Consider the following 19,190-nt stretch of genomic DNA (forward strand, 5'->3'; position numbering starts at 1 on the left):
TGGAAGCTCTGAGCGTGTCGGAAAGGAAGAGCAGGCGAGACGCCTGCGATCCCAGGGGTCACAATCCTCTCGGTTTTGGCCCTCCTGTCGCCCAATCCAGGAGTTCCACGGTATGCACGATCGGCGTCGTGGTCCCCTGCGCCAGTTGCGTCATGCAGCCGATATTGCCGGCAGCGATGATCTCGGGCTTGGTGGCGGCGATATTGCCGAGCTTGCGCTCGCGCAGGCGCTCCGAGATCTCAGGCTGCAGCATGTTGTAGGTGCCGGCCGAGCCGCAGCACAGATGGGCTTCCGCCGCCTCCTTCACCTGGAAGCCGGCGCGCTTGAGCAAGGTCTTGGGCGCCGTCTTGATCTGCTGGCCGTGCTGCAGCGAGCAGGCGGCGTGATAGGTCACGCTCTGTCCGGTCTCGACCGTCACCGGCAGGGCCGGCAGGGTTTCCAGATATTCGCTGATGTCCCTGGCGATGGCCGAGACGGCGGCGGCCTTCTGCGCATAGGCGGGATCGCCGCGCAGCATGAAACCGTAATCCTTGATGGTGGTGCCGCAGCCCGACGTGGTGATCAGGATGGCGTCGAGACCTTTGGCCATCTCGGCGGTCCAGGCGTCGATATTGGTCTTGGCATAGGCGAGGGCGTCGTTTTCCTTGCCCATGTGGTGGACGAGAGCACCGCAGCAGCCTTCGCCCTTGGGCAGCACCACCTCGATGCCATGGCGATTGAGCAGGCGGATCGCGGCCTCGTTGATGCCTGGGGCGAGTTCGGCCTGGGCGCAGCCGGTGAGGAGCGCGACGCGGCCTTTCCTGGCCGTCTTCGGCGCGAAACTGCCGGGGCGCGTGGCGGAGGAGGCGGAGGGCAGCGAGGCCGGGGCCAGGGCCAGCATGGCAGCGAGACGCTTGCCCTGCGGCAGCCTGGCTGCGAGGCCCGCGAAGGGACGGCCGAGCCGCGCCAGCGCCATGCTCCAGCGAAAGGCCCGGCGGTTGGGCAGGACCTTGGCCATCAGCGTGCGCAGCAGGGCTTCGCTGGCCGGGCGGCGATAGGTCTTGTCGATATGGGCTCGGGCATGGTCGACCAGATGCATGTAGTTGACGCCCGAGGGGCAGGTCGTCATGCAGGACAGGCAGGACAGGCAGCGGTCGACATGCTTGACCACCTCGGCGGTGGCCGGCTTGCCGCCTTCCAGCATGTCCTTGATCAGGTAGATGCGCCCGCGCGGGGAATCGAGCTCGTCGCCGAGCAGCACATAGGTCGGGCAGGTGGCGGTGCAGAAGCCGCAATGCACACAGGTGCGCAGGATCTGCTCCGATTCCTTCATATGCGGATCGGCGAGCTGGGCCGGGGAGAAATTCGTCTGCATGCGTTGATCCGGTCCAGTTATGCCGTCATTGCGAGCGCAGCGAAGCAATCCACGGGCCTGCAAGCACCGTATCCGGGGCTGCTGGATTGCTTCGCTGCGCTTGCAATGACGCGATACAGATTATGTTTTTGCTGCTCATCCCAGCCGCCCGGTATTGAGGATGTTGGCAGGGTCGAAGGCCTGCTTCACCCTGGCGCTCAGGGCGGCGAGCGGCCCCTCCTGGGCGCCGAAATGGAAGGAACCGGCCCGGAAATCGGCGCTGGCCTTGATCAGCATGGCATGGCCGCCCTCGGCCTTGGTGGCCGAGACGATCGCCTTGGCAAATTCCGCCGTCTCGGGCGCCAGCAGCCAGATCAGGCCGCCGCCCCAATCGTAGAACAGCTTGATCTCGCCGAGCCAGCGCAGCGAGGCGCCCAGCGCGGCAGCCTTGGAGGGAGCCACCGAGAGACGCCAGATCATGCCGTCCTGCTGGGCCAGCGGCGCGACGTCGGCGATGTCGAACCAGAAGCTGCGGCAATCCTGCTGCTCGAGCACGGCATGGTCGCCGAAGCGCTTGAGCAGGCTGCCGAGCCGTTCCTGCCGATAGGCGATCGAGCTTTCGAAATTTTCGAGACGCAGCACCGTAAGAGCCGTACCGGAGGCGAGATCGGCCGGCACATGCGCGGCCGCCGAAACCTCGAAGGGGCTGCCGAGGCCCGAGGACATCAGGGCGATGGCCTGGCCATCGTCGAGGCCCTGCCAGACCAGGCTGGTGCTGGCCTCGGGCTTGGGCAGCACCTTGAAGATCGCTTCGGTGAGGATGCCGAGCGTGCCCCAGGAGCCCGCCATCAACTTGGTCAGGTCGTATCCGGTGACGTTCTTCATCACCCGTCCGCCATTCTTGACGGTCTCGCCCTTGCCGTTGACGAAGCGCACGCCGATCAGGCTGTCGCGGCAGGCCCCGGTAACGATCCGGCGCGGCCCGGAGAGATTGGCGGCGACCAGGCCTCCGACCGTGGGATCATTCGGGGCGGTATCGAGGAGCCGCCGCCAGTCGCCCGGCTCGAAGGGCAGCATCTGGCCGCGGGCGTCGAGTGTCGCTGTAAGCTCCGCCAGCGAGGTGCCGGCCCGGGCGCCGATCACCATCTCGGCCGGTTCATAGAGCGTGATGCCGGTAAGGCCCCGCGTTTCCAGGATGGCGGAGGCATCCACGGGCCTGCCGATGCCGGCCTTCGAGCCGCCGCCGGTCACGGCGAGCGGGATCTTGTTCCGAAAGGCTTCGGTAACGATGCCGGCCATTTCCGCTTCGCTGGTAGGGGAGAACACCGTCATGCCGCCCAGCCTCCAGGCCGCATGTCGAGCGGGAAGACCTTGGCTGGGTTGAGCAGCCATTTCGGATCGAAGGCGAGCTTGAGGTCGCGCTGCTGGTCGAGATCGATCTGGTCGAACTGCTCGCGCATCAGGTCGCGCTTCTCGATGCCGACGCCGTGCTCGCCGGTCAGGCAGCCGCCGGCCTCCACGCAGAGCCGCAGGATGTCGAAGCCGCAGGCCTCGGCCTTCTCGCGCTGGTCGGCATCGTTGACGTTGTAGAGCACCAGGGGGTGCAGATTGCCGTCGCCGGCATGGAAGACGTTGGCGACGCGCAGGCCGTGGCTTTCGGTGATCTCGTCGATGCGCTTGAGCACCATCGGCAACTGGCCGGTCGGAATGGTGCCGTCCATGCAGATATAGTCAGCGATGCGGCCGGTGGCGCCGAAAGCCGATTTGCGGCCCTTCCAGATCGCCGCGCTCTCGGCCTCCGATTTGGAGATCTTGATGGTGGTGGCGCCGTGCTGGCGCGCCATGGTGGAGATCAGGCCGAGCAGGCGGTCGATCTCGGCGTCCGAGCCTTCGACCTCGATGATCAGCATGGCGCCGGCGTCGAGCGGATAGCCGGCATGGGCGAAGCCCTCCGTGATTTCGATGGCGAGCTTGTCCATATATTCGATGGCGACGGGAATGATGCCGGAGGCGATGATGGCGGCCACGCAGCGCCCGGCCTCCTCGGGGGTGGCGAAGCCCACCAGCATCGGGCGGGCGCCCTCGGCCATCGGCAGGATGCGCACCACCGCCTCGGTGACGATGCCGAACTGACCTTCCGAGCCGATGACGATGCCGAGCAGGTCATAGCCGTCGGCATCCATGGCGTCGCCGCCGATGTCGAGGATCTCCCCCGCCATGGTCACCAGCCTGACGCCGAGGATGTTGTTGGTGGTGACGCCGTATTTCAGGCAATGCGCGCCGCCCGAATTCATGGCGATGTTGCCGGCAATCGTGCAGGCGAGCTGGCTGGAGGGATCGGGCGCATAGAAGAAGCTTTCATGCGCCACGGCGCCGGAGATGCCGAGATTGGTGATGCCCGCCTGCACGCGTGCCAGCCGGTCCTCGAAACGCAGTTCCAGCACCTTGCTCATCTTGGAGAGGCCGACGACCACGGCGTCTGCCTGGGGCAAGGCGCCGCCGGCGAGCGAGGTACCGGCACCGCGCGGGATGACGGGAACGCCCTCCTGGTTGAGGAATTTCAGGATCGCCGCCACTTCCTCGGTGGTCTCGGGCAGCACCACGGCAAGCGGCACTGCGCGATAGGCGGTGAACGCATCGGTCTCATAGGCGCGGCGCTCGTCCTCGCTGACGATCAGGTTCGCCGCAGGCACCAGCCCGGCCAGCCCGTCGACGATCGCCTGCCGCCGCGCCATGATGGCGGGATCGGGCGGCGGCATCGGAATGCCGGTGGTCGATGGGGTGCCTTCAGGCATGGTCGGTTTCCTCCTGCAGCGCCGAATCCGGCACCGCGCCGATGCATTCAGCCTCACCAGGGGCCATTTTTACGGCCTCAAGGTAGTAATCATGCATGTCCTATTGAATTTTTGCCGCCATTATCGCGCGAGCCGCATGAAATTTCGATAGACAATGGCGGCGTTGGCCTCGAAGCCTTCGGCATGAGCCGCGATGTCGGCCTGCAGGCGCTCCATGGCGCCTTCGCCATTGGTGCGCTCCAGGGCGGTCCTGTATTCGGGCACACAGCCCCATTGCTGCACGGCGGCGTTCTCGGCCTCGACATGATATTGCATGCCCCAGGCCCGCGGCGCGGCACGAATAGCCTGGACGGGGCAGAGCGGCGAAGAGGCCAGCACCGCGGCGCCCTCGGGCGCCTGGGCGACGCGCACCGAATGCCATTGCAGGGCCCGAAAGCGCGGGGCGAGCCCTTCGAACAGCGGATCAGTCTGGCCGGCTTGCGTCACATCCACATCGAAGACGCCGACTTCCGGTGGGATCTGCGGCCCGCAGGTGCCACCGAGCGCATCGGCCAGGAGCTGATGGCCGAGGCAGATGCCGAGATAGGGCTTGTCGAGCTGGAGCACCCAATGGCGGATGATGCGCTTTTCCTCCACCAGCCAGGGAAACTGGTCGACGTCCCACACATCCATGGCGCCGCCCATGACCCAGAGCGCGTCATAGGGGTCGAGTGCGGGGATGGTACCGCCCTCGTCGAGTTCGACCGCGTCCCATTCGACACCGTCGCGGGCGAAGAAGGAACGGAAAATACCGGGATGCTCGGAAGCGAGATGCTGGAGGACGAGAATACGCATGGCGGGATGAAAGCCGTCGAAAATCGAATGGTCAGACCATCCGACAGGCAATCACCGCTTCGTGCAAGCCCTATTGTCGCCCGCAAACCCTCATCCGGCTGGCAGGGGACCCGAAACGGGCGCGGTGCGTCGCCGCAGGCCAAGCCAGACGGCACCGCCGATCAGAAAGGCAAGGCCGCCGAAGGTCGCCAGGCTTGGCGGATGTCCCGGCACCTCGCTCCAGCGCGGCGACACCACGTCCGCGGTATTGAACGCCTCGCCGCTGAAGCGGCAAAGAACCAGCGAGGCATTGTTCCTGACCATGTCGAGCCCGACCTTGTCGACCAGGGCACGCACCTCCGCGCGATCTCCGCGGGTCTGCCGGAGCTCGAGCAGCAGGGCCTGCGTGCCGGCGAGATAGGCATGGCTGCACTCGTTGAAGGGGCTTTCCTCGTCCTTCAGGCTACCCGGCACCAGGCCGCGGAAGCAGAAGAAATACTGCCAGTCGACGAAGGCGCGCAGCCGGCGCGCGGTCTCGTCGAGCCCGGTCTGGCGGTCGGCGAGGGCAAGGATATCGGGCATGTTGGCGGCGATCACCGCCATCTGGCCATGGGTGAGGTTGGGGATCGGAATGCCCGCTCCCGTACCGTCGCCGTCCGAGGCCTGGCGATGGGCGAAGGCGGAATTCGCCAGCAGGACCAGCAGCAGCGCACCGACGAGGCGGCCGGTGAGGCTGAGCACTCCGCTGATTGTATTCCTGCCCGGCATCTGGCCCTGCCTTCGATCGCCTCTGCCCCCGAGGGCACCTTTCCGGCAAGGCAAACCGCGATACGGCGTGCCTGTCAAGTCGGCTCGATCATGCCGAACAGGCTGACGAGGATGAGCACCCCGGCCCCGAGCACGAGCTCCGCGGCGGTGAGACAGCTCAAGAGCCACAGCGACCTCGCTCGCGCCAGGCGGATGCGAGGGACAAGGAAGTAACGGTTGGTCAGGGCGAGGGCGATCATGACGCCGACGAGGCCGATCTTGGCTGCGAGCAGGGCCTGGTAAGGCGAAGACCAATCCGCCGGCGGGTGCCCGAGCACGAAGGCCGTGTTGGCGATGCCGGTGACGACCACGAGCGAGACGGCGACGTGGCCGGCGGTCGAGAAGCGGCGCAATGCCCGGCCGGCGCTGGCAGAGGGAGGCGCCCCTTCGAGCATGGCCAGGCAGGGCAGAAGCGGGATGAGGGCGCCGAGCCACGCGCCGGCGGCCAGCAAATGGAGCATGTGATTGCCCCTCTGCAGAAGGCCGGGCCAGCCGCTGAGCATGGCGGCATGGCCGGTCAGGGCCAGGCTGGCGAGCAGCAGGCCCGAACAGCAGGCGATGGCCGGCAGGCGACGTTCGCCGAGAAGGAACACTACCGGCAGGCATATCGCGAAGGCCAGTCGCCATTGCCAGGCCCGGCCGAAGCTGCTGTCGGTCAGCACCGAGGCCAGCAGGGACGGATCGAGCGTGTCGGCCCAGCCATCGCCGATCTCGCCGGTCTTCAGCATGAGCCAGGCCAGGGTGGTCGTGGCGGCGAGGCCTGCCGCCGCCGTCAGCAAAAATCTCAACCGCACCTCGAGCCGGCCGGCCAGCTCCTTCGGCGCCAGGACGGCGAGGAAGGCGCTGGTGCCGAACAGGGCCATCGCTGCGGCATAATGCAGGAAGCGGCAGGCCTGGAGAGCGGTTTCGAGATCCATCAGGGCTTCACGTCGAAGGAATAGCTGCCCTTGACCTTGTGGCCGTCCTTGGAGAGGACGTGCCACTGCACCGTATATTTGCCCGGTGCGAGCTTGGCCGTGACCGGCACAGAGAGGCTGGCCTCGTCATTGCCGGCATGGGCGGTATCGCCGGTCGCGATAGCCTTCTGGTCGGGGCCTGTCAGGCTGACGCCCGAGAATTTGAGATCGACGCCTTCGCTGAAATGTAGCTCCAGCGTTGCAGGCGCCGCGACCGCGCTGTCGCCGGCCGGGGCCGCGGATTTCAGATGGGCATGGGCCAGAGCCGATCCGGCTGCCGTCAGGCTGAGGGCGGCAGTGAGCGAAAGACGCGAGAGATTGTGCATGAGCGACATGGTGTGAACCTTCATGGTTAGTCCGCCATCATCGGCGGGGGAAGGATGGGAGCAATAGGGAGGTGGCGAAGACAGGCCCCGCTGCCTCCAGGCTGCGAAGGGTGCCGTTCAGGCAAAGGCGCGGCGCAAAGGCGGCACGGTGCGGATGACCAGGAGATCCAGTGCCACCATCACGGCGATGGCGAGCCCCGTGATCGGAAAGGCAAGGCCGACGGCGATAGCCACGATCCACAGGCCGCGATAGACGCGTGGATCGCCGGGATAGGGCGGCACGCCGAGCCTGCCGCTCGGGCGGCGCTTCCACCACATCATCACGCCGGAGACGCTGGCGAGGATGATGGCAAGGCAGGTCGCCAGCATCACCAGCTGGTTGGCGAGGCCCCATTGCTGGCCCTGATGCACGTTGATGCCGAATTCGATCGCCTTGGCGACGCCGCCGAAATCCGCGAATTTGAGATCGACGATCGGTTTGCCCGAATATTGGTCGATATGGATGGTGCGTTCCTTGGCGAGTTCGTCCGGAAAGATCGCCGCGGTGTAGACGCCGTTTTCTTCGGTCGGCAATGCCATCTCGAAGCCGGGCGCGATGCCGAGGCCGCGGGCGACGGCAACCGCGCGGTCGAGCCCGATCGCATGGGTGTAGGGCTGGGCCGACTGGGGCACCGGCGAATTCTCCACCGTCCAGCCGGCCTTGCCGACGACGTCCTGCAGCGGCACGGTGGAACTCGGCGTCTCGTCCCAGAGCTGGGTGGGATAGCCCAGGCCCGCCTGCGTCGCGAAGCCATTGAGCTGCTTGCCCCAGAAACCGGCCCAAGGCAGGCCGCTCGCCGCCAGGAAGAAGATCACCAGCCCGGCGAAGGCGCCGGTGACGGCATGGAGGTCACGCCACCATACCCGGCGTGCCGGCGTGCCGCGGACAGTCACCACGCCGCCGCTCTGGCCGCGGGGCCACCACAAATAGATCCCGGTGATCACCAGGATGAGGGCGAAGCCGCCGACGGCCTCGATCAACCGGTTGGTCAAGGTGCCGAACAGCTCCAGGCTGTGGATCTTCTTGATCAGCCACATCGGCTCGCGGTCGGCGCGCACGGTGTCGAGCACCGCGCCGCTATAGGGATCGAGGTAGACGTAGTGTTTGCCGCCGTCGTCCTTGTAGGTGACCTTGGCCGAAGCGGTGGCGTCGGCGGGCTCGGCATAGGCGGTGGCAGCGGCCTCGGGGCGGCCTTCCAGGGCCTTGTCGACCAGCTCTTCCGGCGACAAAGCGGGCGTGCCGGGATTGATGACGACGGTACGGTAGGCAAAGAGCGTGTGGTTGATCTCGTCCTTGAACAGATAGAGCGAACCGGTGACGGCCAGCAGGATCATGAAGGGGACGCAGAGGAGGCCGGCATAGAAATGCCAGCGCCAGATCGCGCGCTGCAGCGACAGGCGCGTGGGCGGAGCGACCGCGAGGGCGTCCGCGCCGTGGGAGATGGTCATGGCTGTGTCCTGAGTTGCCGTCCGCCTGCTCGCAACAGGACGTTGCGGGCGGCGTCAGGCGGAAAACAAAAGGGGAGTCGTTCTCAGGTCATGCCATCGGCGGTCCGCGCGGCTGGGCGGCCGCGTGATGGAGGGATGGGAGGATGCGGGTGTCCGCCGCCCAGGGGGCGAGGGCGGCCACCACGGGCAGGCGCCGCGGCAGGTCGATGCCGGCGGGTGAGGCCGGACCGCCGAAGCCGGGGCAGAGGATGCAGCACTCGGCCTCATGACCACGATGGTCTGCGGGTGGGCCCGATCCTGCATCGGTGATGCCCATGCCGTTGCCGGCACAGACGATTTCGAGTGCGGCGAGGTTGCGGTCGAGCGTATCGGCACGCAATTGCGGCGCCATCAGCACGCCCATCAGCAGGGTGTTGACGAGCAGCGCATAGACGGCAAGGGCCGTGATGGCGGCCCTCGTGATGTCCCTGCCTATGCGCAAAACCTGCACCGTCGCTGTTTCCTGATGTGTCCTGTCAAGGCGCGCCGAGGATGGCTACCGGCGCGATGATCATCTTGTCATTGCCGGGCTGGACCCGGCAAGAAACAACATTGTCGCGATTTTGGACCCGCCGATGCGATCGGCCCGGGAAGCGGCGGGCCTCTTGCTCAATCCTTCAGTGCCGGCAGGTCCTTGTAGAGGGCCAGCGCCTCGGGATTGGCCAGGGCCTCCTGGTTCTTGACGCTGCGGCCGGCGACGATGTCGCGCACGGCAAGCTCGGTGATCTTGCCGGACTTGGTGCGGGGAATGTCGGCAACGGCGATGATCTTGGCCGGCACGTGGCGCGGCGAGGCGCCGGTGCGGATCTGGCGCTTGATGCGGTCGACGAGGGCGTCGTCCAGGGTCACGCCTTCGCGCAGGCGTACGAACAGCACGATGCGCACGTCACCTTCCCAGTCCTGGCCGATGGCGAGCGATTCCAGCACGTCCGGAATCTTCTCGACCTGGGCATAGAGTTCGGCGGTGCCGATGCGTACCCCGCCCGGATTGAGCGTGGCATCGGAGCGGCCATGGATGATCAGCCCGCCATGGCGGGTCCATTCGGCAAAATCGCCATGGTGCCAGACATTGTCGAAGCGTTCGAAATAGGCGGCCCGGTATTTGTGGCCCCCTTCATCGTTCCAGAACTTCACCGGCATGGAGGGGAAGGGGCGGGTGCACACCAGCTCGCCCTTTTCTTCGCGCACGCTCTGGCCATCGTCGTTCCAGACGTCGACTGCCATGCCGAGGCCCGCCGCCTGGATCTCGCCCGACCAGACCGGCGAGGTGGGATCGCCCAGCACGAAGCAGGAGACGATGTCGGTGCCGCCCGAGATGGAGGCGAGATGGAGATCGGCCTTCACGTCCTCATAGACCCAGCGGAAGCCTTCCGGCGACAGGGGCGAGCCGGTCGAGGTCATTAGCCGCAGCGAGGACAGGTCGTGGCTCTCGCGCGGCGTCAGCCCGGCCTTGTGGGCCGCATCGATATATTTGGCCGAGGTGCCGAGCATCACGCCCTTCTCGCGCGTGACGAAATCGAACAGCACGCCGGCTTCGGGATGGAAGGGCGAACCGTCATAGAGCAGCAGCGTCTCGCCATTGGCGAGGCCCGCGATCAGCCAGTTCCACATCATCCAGCCGCAGGTGGTGAAGTAGAAGCTGCGCTCGCCCGGCCGCAGGTCGCATTGCAGGCGGTGTTCCTTGACCAGCTGCAGGAGCGTGCCGCCGGCCCCGTGCACGATGCATTTCGGCACGCCCGTGGTGCCGGAGGAATAGAGGATGAACAGGGGCTGGTTGAAGGGCAGCGCCTCGAACGTCACCGGCTTGGCCCGGTAGGGGGCGGTGAGGATCGCCAGCGTGGTGCCTTCCGGGATCTTGGCGGCCACCGCCTCGGCCTCGCCGAGATAGGGCACGATCACCGTCTTGCAGCCGAGCTCGGCGGCGATGGCGATCACCTTGGGGCCGTTGTCGATGCGCTTGCCGGCATACCAGTAGCCGTCGATGGCGAAGAACAGCTTGGGCGCGATCTGGCCGAAGCGGTCCAGGACGCCGCGCTCGCCGAAATCGGGCGAGCAGGACGAGAAGATCGCGCCGATCGAGGCGGCGGCCAGCATGATCGCCACCGTCTCCGGCCGGTTGGGCATCATCGCGGCGACGCGATCGCCCATCTGCACGCCTTCGGCGCGCATCGCCTGCTGCAGCCGCGAGACGAGGTCGGTGAGTTCGCGCCAGCTCAAGGTGAGGCTGGCCTTGTCCTCGCCCTGGAAGATCAAGGCGGGCTCGTCGTCGCTGCGCGGCAGCAGGTTCTCGGCGAAGTTCAGCCTGGCGTCCGGAAAGAAACGGGCCTGGAGCATGTTGTCGAGATCGCTGGCTAGACGCTCGCCTTTCTCGCCCTTGATGCCGCTGTCGTCCCAGATCAGGTTCCAGAAGTCGGCTGCGCTTTCGACCGACCAGCGGTGCAGGTCGGCATAGGTCTTGAGGGTGAGGCCGTGGCGGGCGTTCGCAGCCGCGATGAAGGCCGAGACCTGCGTTCCCGCGATACGCGCGGGGGAGGGTACCCACAACGGCTTGTCGTCGGCCGGCTCGGCAGCGGCTTCGGTGGCATCCGCCAGCGCCTCGTCGGACACGGGCGTGACTGTCTTGCGGTCCTTGGCGGTCTTGCCGGTGGTTCCCTTGGCAGTGCTTCCCTTGGCAGTGGCTTCCTGGGCAGTGGTTTCCTTGGCCATGTCCTCGGCTGTTTCCCTTTGCTTCGGCGCTTCCCTTTGCAGAGTTTCCGGCATTGCCGCGTCGCTCTTCGCAACTGCAGTATGACGATTTCGCGCTCTAAGGAAGAGGGTAATGCACCAACCCGTCTCAGCCGGGATCCGGGCTTCGGTTCGAAAGCGGTCGGTCATCCGGACGATCGCGGTCCTTGGAAAGGCTGAAGCCTTTGCCGTAGCCCTGCTATAAGACCGTCGCGTGCGTGAGGGAGCGGGGGTGATGGAGATCTGGACGGAACTCGACAGCCTGGTGACGGCGGAGGGCGACCGGATCGCCTTGCGCCGGCGCGGCGGTCTCTTCGACATCCGCTTCAACGGTTGGGAATTGATGTCGAACCATGATCCCCGCTCGGAGATCGTGCTGGCGAGAACCATCTGCCGCCATCTGGATGCGCAAGCCCCGCGTATCCTGATCGGCGGCCTCGGCATGGGCTATACGCTGAGGGCGACGCTCGACGCCACTGGCCCGCAGGCGCGCATCCTGGTCAGCGAACTCCTGCCCGAGATCGTCGCCTGGAACCGGGGTGTGCTCGCTCCGCTCGCCGGTCATCCGCTGGCCGACCCCCGCGTTGAGGTCCGCACCGGCAGCGTCGCCGAGATCATCGCCGCCGAGCCCGGCGGCTTCGACGCCATCCTGCTCGATACCGACAATGGCCCCGATTATGTCGTGCACGCGCCGAACCACTGGCTCTATTCGGGCGAGGGAATTGCCCGCATTATCAGCGCCCTCGCACCGGGAGGTGTCGCCGGCCTGTGGTCGGCCACCCAGTCGAAAGCCTTCGAGGCCAATCTGGCTGCTTCGGCGCTGCCCTGGAGGCGCGAACGAGTGTCGCTCGGGGAGCCGGGACAGGAGCCGTTTCATATGGTCTATCTGATCGGGGTGCCGGCAGGATAGAACCGAGCGGTTTCACGGAAGGTGGGCGCGCCGGCCTCTTCCGGCTTTCTTAACCATGATGGTCCATGATAGGGGACTGGAGGCACGCGATTGTATCGTACCCGTCATGGCCAGCGACCGCCGCTTTTCCCGCATGGCGGCTTTGCCACAACCAAGCCTCGCTTTTACCATGATGGACTGCCATTTATAATGGATCGAGTTTGTGATTCAGCTCCGTCGCCTGGGCGCATGGCAGAGGTCACCAACCACCTTTTGATCGAGCGAGGCGCGGAAACGGCATGAAGCGTATTGGGCTATCCCTGGCCGCTATCGCTGCTGCGCTCATTGCACTGGTGCTCACCGTGCCATGGCTGACGCCGGAAAGCGTGCTACGCGATACCTTTACCCGCGAGATCGTTGCCCTGACCGGCCGGACGCCCGTCATCGAGGGGCAGGTGCATCTGGCCTGGGCACCGTTGCCGACGCTGATGATCGAGAAGGTCACCATTCCCGCCGCCGAAGGCCTGCCGCCGCTGCTGGTGGCCGACAAGATGCAGGGGACGCTGCGCCTGGCGTCTCTGGTGATCGGGCGCATCGAGATATCGGGCCTGATGCTCAAGCGCGCCAGCATCGGCCTCACCGCGGGCAAGAACGGTATACGCTCGTGGGACTTCAAGGAGGGCGTGCTGGCCGAGGCCGCCGCCGGGCGCTTCGACAAGCCGATGCCGGTCAAGACCATCCGCCTTGTCGATGGCACTATCCGCTATGACGACAGCGCGCTCGGCCGGGCCACCTCCGTTTCGGTCGACGACGTCACGTTCGCCTGGGCTGGTCGGAGCGACGCAATGTCGGCGGCCGGCGTGATCAATTGGCGCAACCGCGAGGCCGAGATTGCCGTCGCACTCGCCGATCCCGCCAGCCTGATCGCAGGCGGCAAGTCGGATATGCGGGCGCGTATCAAGGGGGATACGCTCAACCTTGCTACCAGCGGTACGCTGGATGGGGCGGGGCGGCTGGACGGCAAGGTCTCGGCCAGCGGCACTTCGCTGCGCGATACGCTGCGCTGGTTCGGATTCGGCCTGCCGGCCGGGCGCAGTCTCGCCGCCTATGACCTGCAGTCGCCCCTGACGCTCGATCACAGCGCCATTTCCCTCAACGAGGTGCAGCTCTCGCTCGACGGCAACGAGGCCGAAGGCTCGCTCACCGTCGAATTCGGCAAGGAGCGTCCCAAGGTCAGCGGCACGCTTGCCGCCGATACGCTCGACCTCAGCGCCTATTCCGATGAACTCCAGCTCGCCGATGGCCGGCCGCGCAAATGGCGTGCTGATCATATCAGCATCAACAGCCTGCTGGTCAGCGACCTCGATCTGCGTATTTCGGCCGGCGAGACCACCATCGACAAGGTCCGTCTCGGCCGCGCCGCGGCAACGGTGTCAACCCGCAACGGCCAGCTCGAGCTCGCCCTCGGCGAGGCTGTCGCCTATGGCGGCACGCTCAAGGGCAATATCGCGCTCAAGCCTTCCGACAAGATGACCGAACTCGCCGCCGCGGCCAGCTTCGAAGGCGTCGATATGGGCAGCGCGCTCGGCGATCTCTTCGGTTTCCGGCGCCTGGAAGGAACCGGCACGGGCACGATGGCCGTGAACGGTACCGGCGCCTCCATCGCCGAGCTGTCGCGCTCGCTGCAGGGAAGGGCCGACATCAGCGTCGCCGGTGGTTCCCTGGTCGGTATCGACCTCGCCAGCCTGATGCAGAAGATCGAGCGGCGGCCACTCTCGGCCCGTTTCGAATCCTCCTATGGCGGCCGCACCACCTTCGACCTCGCCAAGGCCAGCTTCAAGATCGCCGACGGCATGGCCAAGACCGCCGATTGCCGCATGGAGAACGGCTCTCTTTCGGTGTCGCTGACGGGGGATGCCAATATCGCCCTGCGCAGCCTCGACATGGCTGGCGTGGCCAATTGGAGCGACGCCGATGCCGCCAATCCCTTCCGCCTGCCTTTCCGCGTCTATGGGGGCTGGGAGGTGCCGGTGGTCGAGCCCGATACCGAGGCGTTGATCCGCCGTTCGGGTGCCGCCGCTCCGCTGCTGCGCAGCTTTATCCGGCCGGGCCGTGACGTCACGCAGGAAACTGGCAAGACGCCGCCGGCCTCGGCGGCGCAGTAGGAACCGCTTCAGCGCCCGCCTTCGCCGGCCTGTGAGCGTTCCAGTACGGCGAAGAAGATCACCGTGAGGACGAGCACGATCACCAGGAGCACGAAGGCCGCTGCCGCTCCCTCGTTGAGCGACAGGCCGAGAAAGGCCCGGCGATAGGCGAAGAAACTAAGCACCTCCGTGGCGTTGCCCGGCCCCCCCTTGGTGAGCACATAGGGCAGGTCATAGGTGCGGAATTCGTTGATGAGCTGGATGATGACGGTGATGGCCGCCACCGGCCGCAGCATCGGCAGGGTGATGTAGAAGAACTGCTGCCAGGCCCTGGCACCGTCGACCTCGGCGGCCTCGTAGGGGTCGCGCGGCAGGGCGGCAAGGCCCGCAGCCAGGATCAGCACCACGAAGGACATCTGCTGCCAGATGTCGATGGCCGCCATCGTCCACAGTGCCATGCCCGGCGTGCCCAGCCAATCGAGCCGGGGCAGGCCGAAGCTCTCCATCAGATGGTTGGCGATGCCGAGATTGGGCTGCAGCAACATGCGCCAGATCAGGGCGACCGAGATCGGCGACATCGCCATCGGAATGGTGAGGATGGCGAAATAGACCGGCTTCATGTGCACGGTGCGGTTGAGCATCAGGGCGATGCCGAGCCCGATGACGAACTCGCCGATCACCGTGATGGCCGAATAGCGTACGGTAAGCCAGAGGGCATTCCAGAACAGCGGATCGGCCAGCATCGACGCGAAGTTCTTGAAGCCGACCAGCGGCATCAGGCTGGGCTTGATCAGCGTCATCGATGAGATCGACAGGATGCAGGCATAGACCAGCGGAAAACCCATCACGATGGCGAGCAGCAGGAGGCCGGGCAGGGCGAAAGCCCATCCGATCCGCCATTCCCGGCTGCGTCCAGCCAATCCCATCACGCTCATCTGTCGCACCGTTCTGTCAATTGGGCAGAACCGACGCGGCTCGAAGGCCGCGCCGGGGCAAGGTCACTTGTCGAGCAGTTGTTGCAAGCCATCGGAGGCTGCCTTCAGCGCCGCCTCGGAGGTCGCCTGGCCGCCGGCCGCAAGCGAGAGCTGCGTGCCGAGCACATCCTCGTACTGGGCCGAATAGGTGAAGATCGGGAAGGACTTGCCGCTCGCCACCACGGACTCGGCCGTCTGGTAGAAGGGGTATTTCTTCAGCACCTCGGCATCCTTGTAGACGTCGGAGCGCACAGGGGCGTGGCCCTGCAGGGCCCGCTTCACCGAGACCTCCTTGCTCTGCACCCACTGGATGAAGGTCCAGGCCGCTTCCTGCTCTTCCGGCGTGGTGTTCTTGGGAATGCCCCAGCCCCAGCCCCCGCTCTCGCCATGGCCGCCAGGCATCACCGCAAGGCCGACCTTGCCGGCAACCGTCGGGCATTTGGCGGCATCGTCCATCTGCGGCAGCATCCACCAATAGGTCACCATCGAGAAGGCCGCGCCCGAGCACATCAGCCGCATGGTGTCGTCGAGCGTGGCCGAGGTCGCGCCTTGCTGCGCGCCGTTCTGGATGTTGTCGACATAGAGGTCGAGCGCCTTCTTGGCTTCCGGCGTGTTCAGGCTGGCCTTTCCGGCGGCATCGCGATAGGCCCCGCCCGCCGAGAACAGGTAGTTGGAAAATTCCATGCTGTTGGGATCGCCGCGCTGGCCCTGCATCGCCGCGCCGGCGACCTTGGCGTTGGCCTTCATGAATTTGGAGATCGCGACGTAGTCTTCCAGCGAGGTCGGCAAGGCGAGCTCCTTGCCGGTGGCGCTCTTATAGGCCGCCTTCAGCTTCTCGTCGGCGAGAAGATCCTTTCGATAGAGCAGGCCCATCGAATAATTGTACATGGGTACCAGGTTGAGCTTGTCCTGGCTGCCGCCGAGCAACTCGATGGTGGAGGGGATGAAGGCTCCGAGGTCGTATTTGCTCTTCTCGACCAGGGGCTTGAGGTCCACCAGCCAGTTCGCAGCCGGGAATTCGCCGGCCCAGAGGAAGTCGACTTCGAGCAGGTTGTAGTAGCTTTGCGGCCCGGTGAGCTGGGCCACCAGCTTGTCGTGCATATCGGGATAGCCGATCTTCTCGAACTCGACCTTGATGCCGGTCTTCTGCTCGAATTCCGGCAGCAGCGCCTCGATGATCTTGGTCTCCGGCACGTCTTCCATCAAGGCGCGCAGGGTGACGGTCTCGGCGGCGGCCGACGACAGCGATGCCCCCAGCAGCATCGCCGCGCCGGCGGCCGCCAGCAGGGTCGTCTTCAGGCGGTTCTCGTTCCAGATCATGGCTCTATCCCTCTCTCTGTAATGTGCGGCCATCCTTATTTGAGATTTGGCCGCCGCTCTCCGTGTTGCCGGTCTATTTGACGCTACCGAAAGTCAGGCCCTGGACGATGAAGCGCTGGATGAAGCGCGAGGCGATCACCAGAGGCAGGATGGCGAGGATGACGCCGGCCGAGACCTTGGCGATCTGCACGCCGTTGGAGGTCTGCAGCGCGGCGAGCGCCACCGGTATCGTCGCCGTGGTCGGGCCGCTCAGCACCAGGGCGAACAGGAATTCGTTCCAGGCCAGGATGAAGCCGAGCACGCCGGCGGCGGCGATGCCGGGCAGCGACACCGGCAGCACGATGCGCCAGAACGCGCCCCAGGCGGTGGCGCCGTCGGTCATGGCGGCCCATTCGAGATCAACAGGCACGCCCTCGAAGAAGCCCATCAGGATCCAGGTCAGGAAGGGCAGGTTGAGGGCGGCATAGACGATGATCAGCCCGGTCAGCGAGTTGGAGAGTTCCAGGCTGCGGAAGAGCGTGAAGGTCGGCAGCACGAGCGCCACCGGCGGCAGCATCTGGGTGGCCAGGACGATGAAGCGTGCCCAGCGCCCGCCAGTGCGGAAGCGGGCGAAGGCATAACCGGTGGTCGCCGCGAAGGGCAGGGCGACCAGCACCGAACCGAGTGCCACGACGAGGCTGTTGAGATAGGAGCCGCCGAAGCGGCTGGAGATCAGCGCCGCATAATTCTCGGTGGTGAAGGCCGGCATCAGCTCGCTGCTGTAGGAGAGCTGCTCGGGCAGGAAGCTGGTCCTGAGTACCCAAAGCGGCGGCAACAGGATGAGAGCGCAGACGAGGCAGAGGCCGAAATGCAGGCCGAAGCGCCGGCGGAAGGGAATGGTCTCACTGTCGCTGCGCATCGTCGTCATGCCCCTCCCGTCAGCGCCGGCCTGGCGATCACCTGCTCGGTTTCGGGATCGAACAGATGCATCGGCAGGGCGTCGACATAGAGCTCCACCGTCGAGCCGATCGGGGCGGTGAAGTTGCGCCCGAGCCGGGCCGCGATCTCCAGCGGCTTGTCCCCGGTCCCGCCTTCTCCGGCGATCTGGCCGATCAGGATGTTCTCGGCGCCGAGGGCTTCGATGGCGACCACGCGGATCGTGATTTTCTGCCAGTCGGGATGCTGCCGAGTTTCGTAGAAGTCCTCGGCCCGGATGCCCAGGATCACCCGGTGGCCGGCATGATCGCCATAGGCGACATGGTGGCGGGCCGGCACGGCTAACCTGGCGCCGGCATCCGTCACCGCCACAAGGACTTCCGCCGACACGCTCTCCAGCCTGGCCGGAATGAGGTTCATGGGCGGGGTCGCCAGGAAGCGGGCGACGAAGGTGTTGGCCGGATTGGCGTAGACCTCGAGCGGGCGTCCGGCCTGGACCAGCCGGCCCTCGCGCATGATGCAGATGCGGTCGCCCATCGTCATCGCCTCGACCTGGTCATGGGTGACATGCACGATGGTACGGCCGAGGCGGCGATGGAGCTTGATCAGTTCGAGCCGCATCTCGGCCCGTAGCTGGGCATCGAGGTTGGAGAGCGGTTCGTCGAGCAGGAAGGCGGCGGGCTCGCGCACGATGGCCCGTCCCAGGGCGACGCGTTGGCGCTGACCGCCCGAAAGCGCGGCCGGCTTGCGGCCGAGCAGGTTCTGCAGGCCGAGCAGCTGGGCGGCGTCGGCGATCTTGGCATCGATGGTGGAGGCGTCGACGCCGCGCATCTTCAGGCCGAAGGCCATGTTCTGGCGCACGCTCATATGCGGATAGAGGGCGTAGCTCTGGAACACCACGGCGATGTTGCGGTCGCGCGGGGCGACATGGGTCATGCTCTTGCCGCCGATACGCAAATCGCCGGAGGAAATACCTTCGAGCCCGGCGATCATGCGCAAGGTGGTCGACTTGCCGCAGCCGGATGGGCCGAGAAAAATGACGAACTCGCCGTCCGGAATCGTCAGGTCGACATCGCGTACGCCATAGGCGCCATTGGCGTAGAGCTTGGAGACGTGGTCGAGTTCGATGGACGCCATGGTGCTTCCTAGCGCGCTGCGAGAGGGGCAAGCATCGTGATGCGGAAAAGAACAGAATCAAACATGATCAATAACTGTTTCCAACGCCAATGTTCAGTTTCCCCATGGCGATCAAACCCGTCATCTCTCGGCTGGACTGCGCCAATTCTGAGAGAAAAGGCAATAACCACTGAGAAAATGACGGATATGATCGCTTTTTTCTGGTCTGGACTCGAATGCGCCTACGGAAAGGCGTGTCGATTCCGCCGATTGAGTGCCATGCTATTCAACAAAATATAACATCGCAAGAGCGATTGTGTTAGAAAATGTTTGATTGGAGTCGTTAATTGACAGGTGCCGACGCGGATCGAGCCAGACCGTTTTGCGATTTGGTGGAATCACCAAGAATCGCAAAGACGCCTTAGCCAATCCTTTGGATTGGCTTGGGAACAAGGAGTTGGAGCACATAAGCGTTCACGCTTGAACGCGCTTTGCTCTAGGGATGGGCCACATGCCCGGAAGGGGCAAACGAGAAGGCCCCCGCCCCGTGG

General features: G+C 65.6%; 16 protein-coding genes. 2 read left to right on the forward strand and 14 right to left on the reverse strand.

Annotated elements, in window-relative coordinates:
- Positions 1–58: 58 nt before the first annotated feature.
- From glcF to QM672_RS01475, 10 genes are all read right to left on the reverse strand, one after another.
- Positions 59–1,354 (reverse strand): glycolate oxidase subunit GlcF, encoded by a 1,296-nt coding sequence (glcF, locus tag QM672_RS01430; RefSeq protein ID WP_415080413.1) that lies wholly within the window; start codon positions 1,352–1,354, stop codon positions 59–61.
- 135 nt (positions 1,355–1,489) lie between these two features.
- Entirely contained in the window at positions 1,490–2,665 is a 1,176-nt protein-coding gene (gene glcE / locus QM672_RS01435) for a glycolate oxidase subunit GlcE (protein WP_415080414.1), read from the reverse strand.
- Positions 2,662–4,128, reverse strand: coding sequence for an FAD-linked oxidase C-terminal domain-containing protein (locus QM672_RS01440; RefSeq protein WP_311942501.1), 1,467 nt, complete (start codon positions 4,126–4,128; stop codon positions 2,662–2,664). Before QM672_RS01440 ends, glcE begins: the two co-directional genes overlap by 4 nt.
- Positions 4,129–4,248: 120 nt before the next feature.
- Positions 4,249–4,962: a type 1 glutamine amidotransferase gene (locus QM672_RS01445; RefSeq protein ID WP_415080415.1), complete on the reverse strand. Its 714-nt coding sequence runs from the start codon at positions 4,960–4,962 to the stop codon at positions 4,249–4,251.
- Between the two features lie 90 nt (positions 4,963–5,052).
- Positions 5,053–5,709 (reverse strand): hypothetical protein, encoded by a 657-nt coding sequence (locus QM672_RS01450; RefSeq protein ID WP_415080416.1) that lies wholly within the window; start codon positions 5,707–5,709, stop codon positions 5,053–5,055.
- Between the two features lie 74 nt (positions 5,710–5,783).
- Entirely contained in the window at positions 5,784–6,665 is an 882-nt protein-coding gene (copD, locus tag QM672_RS01455) for a copper homeostasis membrane protein CopD (protein ID WP_415080417.1), read from the reverse strand.
- Positions 6,665–7,054 (reverse strand): copper homeostasis periplasmic binding protein CopC, encoded by a 390-nt coding sequence (gene copC / locus QM672_RS01460; RefSeq protein ID WP_415080418.1) that lies wholly within the window; start codon positions 7,052–7,054, stop codon positions 6,665–6,667. Before copC ends, copD begins: the two co-directional genes overlap by 1 nt.
- Positions 7,055–7,147: 93 nt before the next feature.
- Positions 7,148–8,518, reverse strand: coding sequence for a PepSY-associated TM helix domain-containing protein (locus QM672_RS01465; RefSeq protein WP_415080419.1), 1,371 nt, complete (start codon positions 8,516–8,518; stop codon positions 7,148–7,150).
- A gap of 88 nt (positions 8,519–8,606) precedes the next feature.
- Complete coding sequence (locus QM672_RS01470) at positions 8,607–9,008, reverse strand: DUF2946 family protein (protein ID WP_415080420.1); 402 nt, start codon at positions 9,006–9,008, stop codon at positions 8,607–8,609.
- A 158-nt stretch (positions 9,009–9,166) separates the two neighbouring features.
- A complete protein-coding gene (locus tag QM672_RS01475) occupies positions 9,167–11,263 on the reverse strand; it encodes an acetoacetate--CoA ligase (protein ID WP_415080421.1) in 2,097 nt (698 codons plus the stop codon).
- A gap of 253 nt (positions 11,264–11,516) precedes the next feature.
- Between QM672_RS01475 and QM672_RS01480 the strand changes: the two genes are divergently transcribed.
- Together QM672_RS01480 and QM672_RS01485 are read left to right on the forward strand one after the other, a co-directional pair.
- On the forward strand, positions 11,517–12,191 hold the full coding sequence (locus QM672_RS01480; RefSeq protein WP_311942476.1) for a hypothetical protein: 675 nt from the start codon (positions 11,517–11,519) through the stop codon (positions 12,189–12,191).
- Between the two features lie 278 nt (positions 12,192–12,469).
- On the forward strand, positions 12,470–14,335 hold the full coding sequence (locus QM672_RS01485; protein ID WP_311942475.1) for an AsmA family protein: 1,866 nt from the start codon (positions 12,470–12,472) through the stop codon (positions 14,333–14,335).
- A gap of 8 nt (positions 14,336–14,343) precedes the next feature.
- Here QM672_RS01485 and QM672_RS01490 read toward each other — a convergent pair whose 3' ends face one another.
- The 4 genes from QM672_RS01490 to QM672_RS01505 form a co-directional block, all read right to left on the reverse strand.
- Positions 14,344–15,249: a sugar ABC transporter permease gene (locus QM672_RS01490; RefSeq protein WP_311942472.1), complete on the reverse strand. Its 906-nt coding sequence runs from the start codon at positions 15,247–15,249 to the stop codon at positions 14,344–14,346.
- A gap of 63 nt (positions 15,250–15,312) precedes the next feature.
- Positions 15,313–16,608, reverse strand: coding sequence for an extracellular solute-binding protein (locus QM672_RS01495; RefSeq protein ID WP_415080422.1), 1,296 nt, complete (start codon positions 16,606–16,608; stop codon positions 15,313–15,315).
- A 73-nt stretch (positions 16,609–16,681) separates the two neighbouring features.
- Positions 16,682–17,515, reverse strand: a complete 834-nt coding sequence (locus tag QM672_RS01500) for a carbohydrate ABC transporter permease (protein WP_394310538.1) — start codon at positions 17,513–17,515, stop codon at positions 16,682–16,684.
- Positions 17,512–18,660 carry an ABC transporter ATP-binding protein gene (locus QM672_RS01505; protein WP_415080423.1) on the reverse strand — a complete coding sequence of 383 codons (1,149 nt, stop codon included), beginning with the start codon at positions 18,658–18,660 and terminating at the stop codon, positions 17,512–17,514. The genes QM672_RS01500 and QM672_RS01505 overlap by 4 nt, the downstream gene beginning before the upstream one ends.
- Between the last annotated feature and the right edge of the window lie 530 nt (positions 18,661–19,190).

Origin of the sequence: Labrys sp. (in: a-proteobacteria) (assembly GCF_047605565.1) — a bacterium.
Classification (GTDB): domain Bacteria; phylum Pseudomonadota; class Alphaproteobacteria; order Rhizobiales; family Labraceae; genus Labrys; species Labrys neptuniae.